The sequence below is a fragment of the Nocardioides sp. SLBN-35 genome (assembly GCF_006715725.1).
Classification (GTDB): Bacteria; Actinomycetota; Actinomycetes; order Propionibacteriales; family Nocardioidaceae; genus Nocardioides.
Genome location: NZ_VFNU01000001.1, coordinates 2,687,269 through 2,700,734 on the forward strand (window position 1 = coordinate 2,687,269; position 13,466 = coordinate 2,700,734).

The window sequence follows — 13,466 nt, forward strand, 5'->3', positions numbered from 1 at the left end:
GTGGACAGGAGCCGGGTCCGTCTCAACATCGCCCTCTACGCCGCCACGGTGCTGTGCGGGTGCGTGGCTCTGCTGCTGCTCTACCTCCACGTGACCACCTCCGACAACGAGGTCAACGGCACCGACGTCGTCCCCGGCGCGGGCCAGGACGTCGGCCGCGGCCTCGTCGAGGCGGTCCCGCTCGCTGACGACGCCGAGCAGGAGCGCACCGCCGCGCAGCTCGAGGCCGCGAGCAAGATGGTCACCGCGTTCGTGAACTTCGACTACCAGGACCCGGCCCGCACCATCGAGGCGGTCAAGTCGATGGCGACCGGCACCTTCCTGTCGCAGTACAGCAAGGGCGCCAAGGACCTCGAGAAGCTCGCCACCGAGGCACAGTCGAGCATGGTCGCCGAGGTCGTCTGGACCGGCTTGGTCGCCGGCGACGAGGACACCGCGACGGCCATCGTCGCCACCAGCGGCACGGTGAAGAACAAGACGACGAACTTCCAGCCGGAGGCCCGCAACTACCGCATCCAGCTCGAGCTCGTGCGGGAGGACGGTCGCTGGTTGACCAAGGACCTCCAGTACGTCGCGCTGGGCTGACGCTGCGCAGGACGAGGAACAGATGAGCCGCCCCACCCCCCGCAAGCCCGCCAGCTCGCGCGGCCAGACGCCACGGCCGCGCCGGATCGCCGGTCAGGCCGGAGCCACGCGTTCGGCCGCCGACGACACGAACGACACCCCCGAGGCGGCCGACACGCCCGTCGACGGAGCTGTCGACGGAGCTGTCGACGGAGCTGTCGACGGAACCGTCGACGGACCCAGTGGGACCGATGTCGTCGACGCGCCCGCCGGTGCCGGCGTCCTGGCCCGACCGCGGACCACCCGGATCCTGATAGCCGTGCTCGCGCTGGTCACGATCGCGCTGGTCGCCGAGTTCGCGCTGCTCGTCGTCGACCGGATCGGCGACGACGACAAGGCGTCCGCGCGCGACACCGACGGCGCCGGCAGCCTGGCCGTGCCCAAGGGCCGCCCGGTCGTCGCGTCCGCGCTGCAGTGGCGCGACGGCGTCGAGGCCGCGGCCAAGGCCGCCCAGGAGCTCGTGTCCGTCGACTACAGCAAGTACGACGACGAGGTGAAGAAGGCGGTCGCGCTCACCACCTCGCGCTACGAGAAGGACTATCTCAAGACGATCGGGGACGTGAAGGAGCAGGGCATCGCCCAGCAGCTCAAGGTCCAGGCGAGCGTCGTCGCGCAGGGCGTGGTGCGGGCCAACCGGACCCGGCTCGAGGCGCTGGTCTTCCTCAACCAGGTCGTGGAGCGGGTGCGTGACGGAAAGAAGGAGACCGTCGTGACGCCCTACCGCGTCCTGGTGACGATGGTCCACACCGACCACGGCTGGCTCGTCGACCGGCTCGACACCGACGACCCGTCCGCGGGGACCAAGCAGGACACCCCGTCCAGCGGTACGCCGTCGGGTACGCCGAGCAGCGACGCGCCGTCCGAAGACACGCCGACCCAAGACAAGACGAACTAGAACACGTTACAGTTCGGTCGTGGCCACCCGAGGAGAGAACACCGTGGACTGCGACCTGGTCGTGGTCGGCGCCGGTCCCAGCGGTCTGTTCGCTACCTACTATGCCGGATTCCGCGGGATGCGGGTGGCACTCGTCGACTCGCTGCCCGAGCTCGGCGGCCAGATCACCGCGATGTACCCGGAGAAGGCGATCCTCGACGTCGCCGGATTCCCGGACGTCAAGGGCCGCGACCTGGTCGAGGGCCTGGTCGCCCAGGCCCTGACCGCGAAGCCCGAGCAGCTGCTCGGCTGCACCGCCACCGACCTGGTCACCGACGACGAGGGCCTCACGCTCGCGCTCGACGACGGCACCGCCGTACGCGCGAAGGCGATGGTCATCACCGCCGGCATCGGCAAGTTCAGCCCCCGCCCGCTCCCGGCCGCCGAGGGCTGGATCGGCCGCGGCGTCGAGTTCTTCGTGCCCGCCTTCGAGCCCTACCGCGACCAGGACGTCGTCATCGTCGGCGGCGGCGACAGCGCGTTCGACTGGGCGATCCACCTCGAGCCGATCGCCCGCTCGGTCACCCTCGTCCACCGCCGCGACGCCTTCCGAGCCCACCAGCGCACCGTCGACCAGGTCCTCGCGTCCTCGGTCCAGGTCGTCACCAAGGCCGAGGTGGCCGCGCTACGCGACGCCGACGGCGGTACGACGGGCGCGCTGGCCGAGATCGAGCTGGTCGCCGACGGCGCCACCAAGGTGCTGCCCGCCCAGGCCGTGGTCGCGGCGCTCGGCTTCGTCGCCGACCTCGGCCCGCTCCAGCAGTGGGGCCTGGAGACCCACCGGCGCCACGTGGTCGTCGACCCCTCGATGCGCACCTCGCTGCCGCGCGTCTTCGCGGCCGGCGACATCACCGAGTACCCCGGCAAGGTCCGGCTGATCGCCGTCGGGTTCGGCGAGGCCGCGACCGCCGTCAACAACGCGGCGGTCGTGATCGACCCGACCGCCCACGTGTTCCCCGGCCACTCCTCGGAAGGAAGCTAGGCACAGATGAGCTCTGGACGCGACAAGGTCAAGCTGAGCGACGAGGAGGTCCAGGCGCTGCTGGGGGAGAACCTCAAGGTGCAGGTCGCGGCCAACGGCCGCGACGGCTTCCCGCACCTGACGACGCTGTTCTACGTCGTGCGCGACGGCAGGATCGCGTTCTGGACCTACGGCCGCAGCCAGAAGATCCTCAACCTCGACCGCGACCCACGGGTGAGCGCGCTCGTCGAGGACGGCACCGACTACTTCGAGCTGCGCGGCGTCTCCATCGAGGGCCGTGCGGAGATCGTGCGCGACCCCGAGGCCATCTTCGAGATCGGCTCGGCCGTCGCGACCCGCATGGTCGGCGCCGACTCGTTCGAGTCGCTGGGGGAGATCGGCATGCAGGCCGTGCAGAAGCAGGCGACCAAGCGGGTGGGCGTGATCATCCACCCCGAGCGGGTCGCGTCCTGGGACCACCGGAAGATGACCTGAGAGGGATGAACCGATGAAGATCAAGGTCGACTTCGACCTGTGCGAGTCCAACGGCCTGTGCGAGGCGATGGCTCCCGAGGTGTTCGAGCTGGACGACGACGACTTCCTCCAGCTGCACACCGAGCAGACCACCGACGAGAACATCGAGAACGTCAAGCGCGCCGTCGCGGCCTGCCCGCGCGCCGCCATCACCCTCGTGGAGGACGACGCGTGAGCAGCAGCACCGCCAGCACCAGCCTCGACGGCAAGGTCGCCGTCGTCACCGGTGCCGGCGCCGGTCTCGGCCGCGCCGAGGCGGTCGCCCTGGCCCGCGCCGGCGCGCGGGTCGTCATCAACGACCTGCCCGGCGCCGGTGACGAGGCCGCGGAGGAGATCCGCGCCTTCGGCGGCGAGGCGCTCGTCGTACCCGGTGACGTGAGCCGGCGCGAGACGGCCGACGCGATGATGACGGCCGCCGTCGAGCAGCTCGGCGGACTCGACATCGTGGTCAACAACGCCGGGATGACCCGCGACAAGATGCTCTTCAACCTGGGCGACGACGAGTGGGACGCGGTCATCGCGGTCCACCTGCGCGGCCACTTCCTCCTCTCGCGCAACGCGGCGGCCTACTGGCGCGGCAAGGCCAAGGAGAGCGAGTCCGGCACCGTCTACGGCAGCATCGTCAACACCGCTTCCGAGGCCTTCCTCGGCGGCTCCCCGGGCCAGGCCAACTACGCCGCCGCGAAGGCCGGTATCGCCGCGCTGACCCTGTCCAGCGCCCGCGGCCTGTCCCGCATCGGCGTGCGCGCCAACGCGATCTGCCCGCGCGCCCGCACCGCGATGACCGCCGAGGTCTTCGGCGAGGACCGGTCCGGCAAGGCCGTCGACCCGTACTCGCCCGAGCACGTCGCGCCCGTCGTCGCATACCTCGCCTCGCCGGCCGCCGAGCGGATCACCGGCCAGGTCATGGTCGTGTACGGCGGCATGGTGGCGGTCGTCGCGGCGCCGGTCGTCGAGGAGCGCTTCGACGCCTCCGGCGACCTATGGACCGCCGACGACCTCGACAAGCAGCTGGGCGGCTTCTTCGCCGGCCGCGACCCGCACGTCGGCTTCGCCGCCGACTCGATCATGAAGCTGACGGTGTGAGCATGGGGCGATTGGAGGACAAGGTCGCGATCGTCACCGGCGGCGCGATGGGCCAGGGTGCCGAGATCGCCCGGGCGTACGTCGCCGAGGGCGCGCGGGTGGTCATCGCCGACGTCGCCAAGGAGCAGGGCCAGGCGCTGGCCGACGAGCTGGGGGATGCTGCCCGCTTCGTGCACCACGACGTCAGTGACGCCGCGTCCTGGGCGAGCCTGGTCGAGGACGCCAACGCCCGCTTCGGGCCGGTCGACGTGCTGGCCAACAACGCCGGCATCCTGCGCTTCGGCGACATCGAGCGGATGCCCGCAGAGGAGGTCGAGCTGCTCTGGCGGGTCAACCAGCTCGGCGTCTTCCTCGGCATGCAGGCGGTCAGCCGGACGATGCGCAAGAACGGCGGCGGCTCGATCATCAACGCCTCGTCGGTCGAGGGCCTGGCCGGCATGCCGTCGTGCACGGCGTACGCCGCCACCAAGTGGGCGATCCGGGGCATGACCAAGTGCGCGGCGATGGAGCTCGGCCCCAAGGGGATCCGGGTCAACTCGGTGCACCCCGGGATGATCGACACCCCGATGACGCGGGTGCACGGCGGCGACGCCGCGATGGAGTACGGCGCCAGCAAGGTGCCGCTGCGCCGGGTCGGCACGCCCGAGGACATCGCCCCGGTCTACGTCTTCCTCGCGAGCGACGAGTCGTCGTACATCAACGGTGCCGAGATCGCGGTCGACGGCGGCGTGACGAGCACGCACGCCTTCGGTGCCTGATCAGTCGCGGAGGATGAGGTGAACGGCCTTCTCCATGTGCGTCGCGGTCTCCGCGGCCGTGGAGCGGCCGGTCACCCACGCCACCAGGGCGGAGAGCCACACGTCGCCGATGACCCGCGCGATGGCGACGTCCTCGTCGGTGAGGGCTCCCTCGACGGGCACGCCGCCGTGCATCGCGTGGGTCACGATCGAGGTCATCGCCATGCCGACGACGTGGATCTCGTTGGTCACACTGCTGTCGGCGAACATGAAGGCGCGGGTCAGCGCCTCGGTGAGCTTGGGGTCGCCCTGCATGCCGCGGGCCATCCGCTTGAGCACGTAGAGCACGCGCTCGGCCTGGGTGTCGCCGGGGATCTCGCGCTCGTTGAGTCGCGCCGAGGCGTCCTCGAACTGGCGGCCCAGGGCGGAGACCAGCAGGTGGATCTTGGACGGGAAGTAGCGGTAGAGCGTGCCGAGCGCCACGTCGGCCTGCTCGGCCACGGCGCGCATCTGCACGGCGTCGAATCCGCCCGACTTGGCCAGCTCGTAGGTCGCGTCGAGGATTCGCTTGCGGCGCTCCCGCTGCGCGGCCGATCCGAGATCGTCGGACGTGGTCGGGTTCGCGATGCTCACGGAGAGGTCCCCCTGGAGTGGTGTGACGAGTCGGGTCGATGTGGACCCAGTCGATAGGCTACCGGCAGGTAGCGCATAATTTGGAACACGTTCCACTACGTTTCTGTTTCGGCCCTGCTCCCCGGGAGCTCGAAAAGGGGAGAAGTACCTGATGCGAATCGCGATGCTGTCCTACCGCAGCAAGCCCCATGTGGGCGGCCAGGGGATCTACATCCGCCGGCTCACCCGAGAGCTGGTCGCGCTCGGCCACACGGTCGAGGTGTTCTCCGGCCAGCCCTACCCCGAGCTCGACGAGGGCGTGACCCTCACCAAGGTCCCCAGCCTCGACCTGTACCGGCCCGGCGACGAGTTCCGCAACCCGCGTCCTAGCGAGTTCCGCGACCTGGTCGACGTCGAGGAGTGGCTGACCATGCGCAGCGGCGCGTTCCCCGAGCCGCTGACCTTCAGCAGGCGCGTGGTCAAGCTGCTCAAGGCCCGTCGCGACGACTTCGACATCGTCTTCGACAACCAGACGCTGGCCACTCCGCTGCTCGGCATCGAGGACCCCGCGGGCGTCGGCCTGCCGCTGGCGACCACGATCCACCACCCGATCACCATGGACCGCCGCATCGAGCTCGCCTCCGCGGTCTGGGCCAAGCGCAAGCACGGCTCGCGGTGGCGCCTCGAGCTGCCCAAGATCGGTGTGTGGCGCTGGTACTCCTTCCTGAACCAGCAGAAGCGCACCGCGCCGCGCCTGCGTCGCGTGATCGTGCCCTCCGAGTCGTCCAAGCGCGACGTCGTGCGCGAGTTCCGGGTCGACCCGGCGCGGATCGACACGATCCTGCTGGGCGTCGACGACCGGTTCGCCCCGCCGACCGAGCCCCGCGTCCCCGGCCGCATCCTCGCGATGGCCAGCGCCGACGCCCCGCTCAAGGGCATCTCGATCCTGCTCGAGGCGTTCGCCAAGCTCGTCGTCGAGCGCGACCTCGAGCTGGTGCTGGTCACCAAGCCCAAGGAGGGCGGCGTGACCGAGAAGCTCATCGACAAGCTCGGCATCGCCGGCCGCGTCTCGTTCGCCAACGGGCTCACCGACGACGAGCTCGTCGCGCTCATGGGCTCGGCCGAGCTGGCCTGCGTGCCCTCGCTCTACGAGGGCTTCTCGCTGCCGACCGCCGAGCTGATGGCGTGCGAGACGCCGCTGGTCGTCTCCAGGGCCGGAGCCATCCCCGAGGTCGTCGGACCCGACGGCCTGTGCGCCGACGTCGTCGAGCCCGGCGACGTCGGTCAGCTGACCACTGCGCTGGCCGCGCTCCTCGACGACCCCGCCCGTCGGGCCGAGATGGGCGCCGCGGGCCGCCGTCGGGTCAAGGAGCTGTTCAGCTGGAGTGCCGTCGCGGCGAGCACTGCCGCCGTACTCGAAGACGTGATCGCCGAATACAAGGCCGAGAAGAAGGCCTGAGGAGAACTGACATGCTGACCGTTGACTTCGACCGCCTGGGCCTGCAGGCCGGTGACCGCGTCCTCGACATGGGCGCCGGTGCCGGCCGCCACAGCTTCGAGATGTACCGCCGCGGCGCGGACGTGATCGCGTTCGACCTCGACGCCGAGGAGCTCGAGAACGTCCGCAACCTGTTCGTCGCGATGAAGGAGGCCGGCGAGGTGCCCGCGGGCGCCGAGGCCGACGTCAAGCAGGGCGACGCGCTGGCGCTGCCCTTCGCCGACGGCGAGTTCGACCGGATCGTGTGCTCCGAGGTGCTCGAGCACATCCACGACGACGTCGCCGCGATCCGCGAGCTGATCCGGGTGCTGCGCCCCGGCGGCACCCTGGCGGTGACCGTGCCCCGCTGGCTGCCGGAGGTGATCAACTGGCGCCTGTCGGCCGACTACCACAACGCCGAGGGCGGTCACATCCGGATCTACACCGACCACGAGCTGGTCGACAAGGTCACCAAGGGTGGCCGCCTCAACGACGGCACTCCCGGCGACGCCATGGTGTTCGAGGGCAAGAGCTACACGCACGGCCTGCACGCGCCGTACTGGTGGATCAAGTGTGCCGTCGGCGTCGAGAACGACGACCACCCGCTCGCCAAGGCGTACCACAAGCTGCTGGTGTGGGAGATCATGAAGCAGCCCAAGGCGCTCCAGGTCGCCGGCAAGGTGCTCGACCCGATGATCGGCAAGAGCATGGTGCTGTACTTCCGCAAGCCGGAGGCGGCGTGAGCCGCGGCACCACGCCGGAGGTCCCCCTGAACCGCCTGCCGTACGTCGAGGGTGTGCTGTCGGCCCAGCAGGTGGCCGACACCGCCGCCGCGATCGCGGCGATGCAGGAGCCGTGGGGGGCGGTGCCGTGGACGACCGGTGAGCACGTCGACATCTGGAACCACGTCGAGGCCGCGATGGCGATGCTCGTCGGCGGCCAGGTCGAGGCCGCCGAGCGCGCCTATGCCTGGATCCCCACGATGCAGCGAGCCGACGGCTCCTGGCCGATGAAGATCGTGGGCGGTGTCGCCGACGACGAGCGCGGCGAGGTCAACATGTCCGCGTACTTCGCCGTCGGCCTGTGGCACCACTGGCTGGTGCGCCGCGACATCCGCTTCGTCGAGCGCTACTGGCCCTCGGTGCGCGCCGGCCTCGACTTCGTGGTCTCCCTGCAGAACCCGTTCGGCGGCATCCGCTGGACGCCGGAGGACGACTTCTGCCTGCTCACCGGCAGCTCCTCGATCTACCACTCGCTGCGGGCCGGTGTCGCGCTCGCCGACCTGATGGACGACCCGCAGCCCGAGTGGGAGCTCGCCGGAGGCCGTCTCGGCCACGCCGTGCGCACCCACCCGGACCGGTTCGCCGACAAGTCGACGTACTCGATGGACTGGTACTACCCGGTCCTCGGTGGCGCCGTGCGCGGCGACGCGGCCCGCGAGCTGCTCGCCCGGCGCTGGGACGACTTCGTCGTCCCCGGCCTCGGGATCCACTGCGTCGACACCAACCCGTGGGTCACCGGCGCCGAGACCTGCGAGCTGGCCATGGCCCTCGACGTCCTCGGCGACCCGGACTCCAGCAAGCGCGCGCTGACGCTGCTCACTGACATGCAGCACCTGCGCGAGGACGACGGCCGCTACTGGACCGGCTGGGTGTACGCCGACCCGACCCGCCCCGCGCCCGCGGACGAGCCGCGTGACGTGCACTGGCCGCACGAGCACACGACGTACACCGCCGCCGCGGTGGTGCTCGCCGTCGACGCGCTGGGGGAGACCTACGGTCACGCGACCCCGGGCTCGGGGATCATGCGCGGGACGTCACTGGCCCCGCACTTCGAGGAGATCGCGCTGGAGTGCGACTGCTCCTCGGCCCCGGTTCGCTGACGCAGCGAGCGCCAGAATCACAGCGGGTCGCCCGCTGACCCTTTGGTGCGCTGCAGGACACGGAGGGAGCCGGTGACGGCGACCTCCGTGTACTGCCCGCTCGCGAGGGCGGGCAGGTAGATCTGCTCGTACGGCGGCCGGCCGCCGTCCGCGGGGTCCGGGAAGACGTCATGGATGGCGAGATAGCCGCCCGCGTCGACCCAGTGCGCCCAGCCGGTGAAGTCGGCGCGGGCCGGCTCCTCGCCGTGCCCGCCGTCGATGAACACCAGCGAGAGCGGCGTGCGCCAGTGGGCGGCGACGGTGGCGGACTGGCCGACGACGGCGATCACGTGGTCCTCGAGGCCGGCGCGCGCGATGTTCTTGCGGAACTGGCCCAGCGTGTCCATCAGGCCGAACTCGGGGTCGACCACGCTGGCGTCGTGGTGCTCCCAGCCGGCCTGGTTCTCCTCGGAGCCGCGGTGGTGGTCGACGGTGAACACGACCGCCGTCTCGCCCGTCTGGTCGGTGACCTGGCGGGCGGCGGCGCCGAGGTAGATCCCGGACTTGCCGCAGTAGGTGCCGACCTCGAGCGCGGGACCGTGGGGGAGGCGCTCCAGTGCGACCCGGTGCAGCAGCGCGCCCTCGTCCTCGGGCATGAAGCCCTTCGCGGCGCGGGCATGGTCCAGCAGGTCGGACGGCATGGTGTCGGTCACCCGTGCACTCTAGTAGAGTTAGAACGCGTTCTAGTTTGGCGCTCCGCAGGTTGAGGTGCGAGCGCAGCGAGCCTCGAGACCAAGGAGCACCATGTCGATCGGCATCACCGACGAGCAGGTCGAGCTCGCCGACAGCCTGCGCAAGTGGGCCGCGAGCCTGTCCCCGCTGGCGGCGGTCCGCGCCGCCGAGGGCGAGGTGGATGCCGACTTCGCCGCGATCTGGGCCGCGATCGAGGAGATGGGGGTCCACGCGATCGCCGTACCCGAGGCGGACGGCGGGGGTGGCGGCACCGTGCTCGACCAGGCGGTGGCCCTCGAGGCCTGCGCCCACGAGCTGCTGCCGGGCGGACTGCTCGGCGCGGCCGTCGGCGGCCTGCTGACCGGCACGCCCGGGCGGCACGGCGTGCAGCTCGACGACGACGGCGTCGTGTGGGACGGCGGTGCGGCGGGCCGCGGCGTCCCCGCGCCCGGCATCGACCTCTCGGCACGGCACGCCCGCGGCACCGGTCCCGGGCTCGCCGAGCCGGCCGCGCGGCGTACCGCGGTCACCCTGGCCGCGGCCGAGGCCGCCGGTGTGACGCGCTGGTGCCTGGAGACGGCGGTCGACTACGCCAAGGTGCGTGAGCAGTTCGGCCAGCGGATCGGCGCCTTCCAGGCGATCAAGCACCTGTGCGCCCGGATGCTCGAGACCGCCGAGGCCGTCACCGCGGCAGCCTGGGACGCGGCCGCGGCGGCCGGTGGCGCCGACGAGGAGCAGTGGGCCTTCGCGACCGACGTCGCCCACGTGACCTGCTTCGACGGCGCCGTCGAGGTCGCCAAGGCCTGCATCCAGGTCCTCGGCGGCATCGGCTTCACCTACGAGCACGACGCCCACCTCTACCTGCGCCGCGCGCTCACCCTGCGAGCCCTCGTCGGCTCCGCCGACCCCGCGGCGGAGCGGGTGACCGCCGCCGCCGTGTCCGGTGTCCGGCGTCGTGTCGACGTCGACCTCGAGGGCCGCGACGAGCCGATCCGGCCGGAGGCGCGCGCCGTCGCCGAGCGGATCGCCGGGCTGCCGGCGGCCGAGCAGCGGGCGGCCCTGGTCGACGCGGGCTACCTGACGCCGCACTGGCCCACCCCCTACGGCCTCGGTGCCGACGCCACCACGCAGATCGTCATCGACCAGGAGCTGGGCCGCGCGGGCGTCGTACGTCCGGACCTGGTGATCGCTGGCTGGGCCGTCCCGACGATCCTCGCCCACGGCACCGATGCGCAGCGCGAGCGTTTCGTGCGGCCCTCGCTGCTCGGCGAGCTGACCTGGTGCCAGCTGTTCTCCGAGCCCGGCTCCGGCTCGGACCTCGCCTCGCTGCGCACCCGCGCCGTGAAGGTCGACGGCGGCTGGTCGCTGACCGGGCAGAAGGTGTGGACCTCGGTCGCCGAGCGTGCCGACTGGGGCATCTGCCTGGCCCGCACCGACGCCGACGTCCCGCAGCACAAGGGCATCACCTACTTCCTCGTCGACATGCGCACACCCGGCATCGAGGTCCGGCCGCTGCGCGAGATCACCGGCGAGGCGCTGTTCAACGAGGTCTTCCTCGACGATGTCTTCGTGCCCGACGACTGCGTCGTCGCCGAGCCCGGCGACGGTTGGCGCCTGGCCCGCACCACCCTCGCCAACGAGCGGGTCGCCATGGCCGGCGCCCGGCTCACCAAGAGCGTCGAGCGCGCCGTCGAGCTCGCTGCGACCCGCGACCTCGGTCCCGTCGAGCGCGTCGAGGTGGGCCGTCAGGTCGCCCTCGCCACCGTCTGCGCGCTCCTCGGCGTGCGCACCACCCTGCGCGCCCTCGGCGGCCACGGCCCCGGCGCCGAGTCGAGCGTGGCCAAGCTGCTCGGCGTCCGCAGCCGTCAGGACTCCTCCGAGCTCGTCGTCCGGCTCCAGGGCGACGACCTCGCCCTGCTCGGCCCGATCGGCAAGGAGTCCGGCGACCCGCTCGCGGCCGACGTCTGGGAGCAGCTCAACACCCGTTGCCTGTCGATCGCCGGCGGTACGACGCAGATCCTGCGCAACGTCGCGGGCGAGCGCATCCTCGGGCTGCCCCGCTAGCGCACGGCCTTCTTCACGAGGTCCGTGAGGTTCTTCTCCACGCCCGGGCTCATCGTCGCCACGGCGAAGACGGTCGGCCACATGTCCCCGTCGTCGAGCCGGGCCCACTCCTGGAAGCCGACCTCCGCGTAGCGCATCGTGAACTTGCCCGCGCTCTTGAAGAACACCACGACCTTGCCGTCGGTGTTCGCATAGGCCGGCATCCCGTACCAGGTCTTCGGGGCCAGGCCGGGCGCGTGCGTGGTGACGATGCGGTGGAGCACCTCGCCGATGGTGCGGTCCGCGTCGTCCATCGCGGCGATCTTGTCGAGGCAGTCCTGCAGGTCGGCCTGGGCCTTCTTGGCGCCCGTGCCGCGGCCGGCGGCAGCCCGCCGCTCGGCAGCGGCCTCCTTCATGGCCGCCTTCTCCTCGTCACTGAAAGTGCTGTTCCTCGCCATCGGTCTTCCTCTCTCGTTCGGGTTCGCCACGAGCGTAGGAGGACGGATCGTCCGGTTGCTTCTTCGTTCCTGACCGGTTGTCCGGTGGTGCGCTCAGCCGCTCACCGCGGTGTGGAGTGCCGCTCCCGCCGCCATCCGTTCCAGTGCCAGTGCAGGAACCGGTCGGTGGCGCGGACCAGGTGCTGGGAGCGGATCGACGGGAAGATGTCGAACGCGTGCTGGGCGCCCGGCAGTTCGGCGTACGTCACCGTCCGCTTGGACGTCGAGCGCAGCGCCTCGACGAACGCCCGCGCCTGCCCGACGTCGACCAGGGTGTCGCGGGAGCCGTGGATGACGAAGAAGTCCGGGGCGTCGGCGGTGACCCGCAGCAACGGGCTCGCCTCCTCGAACACCTCGCGTTCGGTGCGCGGCGAGCGCTTGAAGACGATCGGGGCGAGGAACTTGTCGCGCATCAGCTCGGCGGTGCGCAGCCCGCTCGCGCCGGCGAGGTCGTAGACGCCGTAGTAGGGGACAGCGGCCTGGACGGTCGTGTCGGCAGACTCGAACCCGGGCTGGAACTCCGGCGCGTTCGGGGTGACGGCCGTGAGGGCGGTGAGGTGGCCGCCGGCCGAGCCGCCGGTGATCGCGATGTACGACGGGTCGCCGCCGAACTCCGCGATGTTCTCCTTGATCCACGCGATCGCGGCCTTCACGTCGACGACCTGCGCCGGCCACCGGTCGCGCGGCGCGAGCCGGTAGTTGATCGCGACGCAGACCCAGCCCTTCGCGGCCATGTGCTGCATCAGCGGCAGTCCCTGCTGGTCCTTGGTGCCGATCGCCCAGCCGCCGCCGTGCACCTGCAGCAGCACCGGCGCCCCGGCGGCCGGAGTCACCTCGGAGGTGTAGACGTCGAGCAGCCCCCGTCGTCCGTACGGCGTGAACGGGATGTCGCGGTGCACCTCGACCCCCGCTCGGCGGGCCGCCCGCCCGAAGGCGAACGGGTTGGCCAGCCGTCGCCACGGCGTCGCGAGGTCCGCCGGCGTCGGCCGGGCGTCGAGCTGCTCGACGTACTCCACGCCGAGGCCCTCGACCAGCGCGTCCTCGGCGTCGTCGACCGCCTGCCGGCTCTGCTTGACCAGGTACGCCAGTCCGGCTGCGGAGAGACCGGCCAGGGCCAGGCCGCGCCAGTCGCGCCGCGACCCGGTCGCGTGGGCGGCGGCGTCGGCGACGGTCAGCCCGAGGACGTGGGGCGCGAGCTCACCGGTCAGCCAGCCGGCGAAGAAGGCGGGGATGCCGGCACGGAAGCCGGGGACGGGGCGGATGGCGTTGGCGGTCAGCGCCGCCGTGACGACCTGGCGCCGTACGAAACCCATGACGCGAGAGTATCCGGCTCGTTGTGAGAAACTGGTACCCGTTCTAGTTTTCATG

At 71.4% G+C, this 13,466-nt stretch carries 15 protein-coding genes; 11 read left to right on the top strand and 4 right to left on the bottom strand.

Annotated elements, in window-relative coordinates; all coding sequences use genetic code 11:
• From FBY23_RS12980 to FBY23_RS13010, 7 genes are read left to right on the top strand one after another with little or no spacing between them, the layout of a single operon-like run.
• Positions 1 to 585, top strand: coding sequence for a hypothetical protein (locus tag FBY23_RS12980; RefSeq protein ID WP_141798525.1), 585 nt, complete (start codon positions 1 to 3; stop codon positions 583 to 585).
• Between the two features lie 22 nt (positions 586 to 607).
• Positions 608 to 1,519, top strand: a complete 912-nt coding sequence (locus FBY23_RS12985; RefSeq protein WP_141798526.1) for a hypothetical protein — start codon at positions 608 to 610, stop codon at positions 1,517 to 1,519.
• A 19-nt stretch (positions 1,520 to 1,538) separates the two neighbouring features.
• The gene (locus FBY23_RS12990) at positions 1,539 to 2,540 is read left to right on the top strand and encodes an NAD(P)/FAD-dependent oxidoreductase (RefSeq protein ID WP_141798527.1); all 1,002 of its coding nucleotides are present in this window, start codon (positions 1,539 to 1,541) and stop codon (positions 2,538 to 2,540) included.
• A 6-nt stretch (positions 2,541 to 2,546) separates the two neighbouring features.
• Positions 2,547 to 3,014, top strand: coding sequence for a pyridoxamine 5'-phosphate oxidase family protein (locus FBY23_RS12995; RefSeq protein WP_141798528.1), 468 nt, complete (start codon positions 2,547 to 2,549; stop codon positions 3,012 to 3,014).
• Positions 3,015 to 3,027: 13 nt separating this feature from the next.
• Positions 3,028 to 3,228: a ferredoxin gene (locus FBY23_RS13000; protein WP_141798529.1), complete on the top strand. Its 201-nt coding sequence runs from the start codon at positions 3,028 to 3,030 to the stop codon at positions 3,226 to 3,228.
• Positions 3,225 to 4,139 carry a 3-oxoacyl-ACP reductase gene (locus tag FBY23_RS13005; protein WP_141798530.1) on the top strand — a complete coding sequence of 305 codons (915 nt, stop codon included), beginning with the start codon at positions 3,225 to 3,227 and terminating at the stop codon, positions 4,137 to 4,139. The genes FBY23_RS13000 and FBY23_RS13005 overlap by 4 nt, the downstream gene beginning before the upstream one ends.
• A 2-nt stretch (positions 4,140 to 4,141) precedes the next feature.
• Positions 4,142 to 4,897 carry a glucose 1-dehydrogenase gene (locus FBY23_RS13010; RefSeq protein ID WP_141798531.1) on the top strand — a complete coding sequence of 252 codons (756 nt, stop codon included), beginning with the start codon at positions 4,142 to 4,144 and terminating at the stop codon, positions 4,895 to 4,897.
• Here the strand turns inward: FBY23_RS13010 and FBY23_RS13015 are convergent, their stop codons facing one another.
• Positions 4,898 to 5,509, bottom strand: a complete 612-nt coding sequence (locus FBY23_RS13015) for a TetR family transcriptional regulator (protein ID WP_141798532.1) — start codon at positions 5,507 to 5,509, stop codon at positions 4,898 to 4,900.
• Between the two features lie 151 nt (positions 5,510 to 5,660).
• Here FBY23_RS13015 and FBY23_RS13020 point away from each other — a divergent pair, with 151 nt between their 5' ends.
• The 3 genes from FBY23_RS13020 to FBY23_RS13030 are packed head-to-tail and all read left to right on the top strand — an operon-like array spanning position 5,661 to position 8,847.
• Positions 5,661 to 6,947, top strand: a complete 1,287-nt coding sequence (locus FBY23_RS13020; RefSeq protein WP_141798533.1) for a glycosyltransferase family 4 protein — start codon at positions 5,661 to 5,663, stop codon at positions 6,945 to 6,947.
• An 11-nt stretch (positions 6,948 to 6,958) separates the two neighbouring features.
• Positions 6,959 to 7,708, top strand: a complete 750-nt coding sequence (locus FBY23_RS13025) for a class I SAM-dependent methyltransferase (RefSeq protein ID WP_141798534.1) — start codon at positions 6,959 to 6,961, stop codon at positions 7,706 to 7,708.
• On the top strand, positions 7,705 to 8,847 hold the full coding sequence (locus FBY23_RS13030; protein WP_141798535.1) for a prenyltransferase: 1,143 nt from the start codon (positions 7,705 to 7,707) through the stop codon (positions 8,845 to 8,847). The genes FBY23_RS13025 and FBY23_RS13030 overlap by 4 nt, the downstream gene beginning before the upstream one ends.
• A 17-nt stretch (positions 8,848 to 8,864) precedes the next feature.
• On the opposite strand, the gene FBY23_RS13035 is transcribed toward FBY23_RS13030, so the two are convergent.
• Positions 8,865 to 9,539 (bottom strand): class I SAM-dependent methyltransferase, encoded by a 675-nt coding sequence (locus FBY23_RS13035; protein ID WP_260805946.1) that lies wholly within the window; start codon positions 9,537 to 9,539, stop codon positions 8,865 to 8,867.
• Positions 9,540 to 9,630: 91 nt separating this feature from the next.
• Between FBY23_RS13035 and FBY23_RS13040 the strand changes: the two genes are divergently transcribed.
• Positions 9,631 to 11,622 carry an acyl-CoA dehydrogenase family protein gene (locus FBY23_RS13040; protein ID WP_141798536.1) on the top strand — a complete coding sequence of 664 codons (1,992 nt, stop codon included), beginning with the start codon at positions 9,631 to 9,633 and terminating at the stop codon, positions 11,620 to 11,622.
• On the opposite strand, the gene FBY23_RS13045 is transcribed toward FBY23_RS13040, so the two are convergent.
• Both FBY23_RS13045 and FBY23_RS13050 read right to left on the bottom strand, forming a co-directional pair.
• Entirely contained in the window at positions 11,619 to 12,059 is a 441-nt protein-coding gene (locus FBY23_RS13045) for an iron chaperone (protein WP_141798537.1), read from the bottom strand. The genes FBY23_RS13040 and FBY23_RS13045 overlap by 4 nt on opposite strands.
• A 101-nt stretch (positions 12,060 to 12,160) precedes the next feature.
• Positions 12,161 to 13,411, bottom strand: a complete 1,251-nt coding sequence (locus FBY23_RS13050; protein WP_141798538.1) for an alpha/beta hydrolase — start codon at positions 13,409 to 13,411, stop codon at positions 12,161 to 12,163.
• Between the last annotated feature and the right edge of the window lie 55 nt (positions 13,412 to 13,466).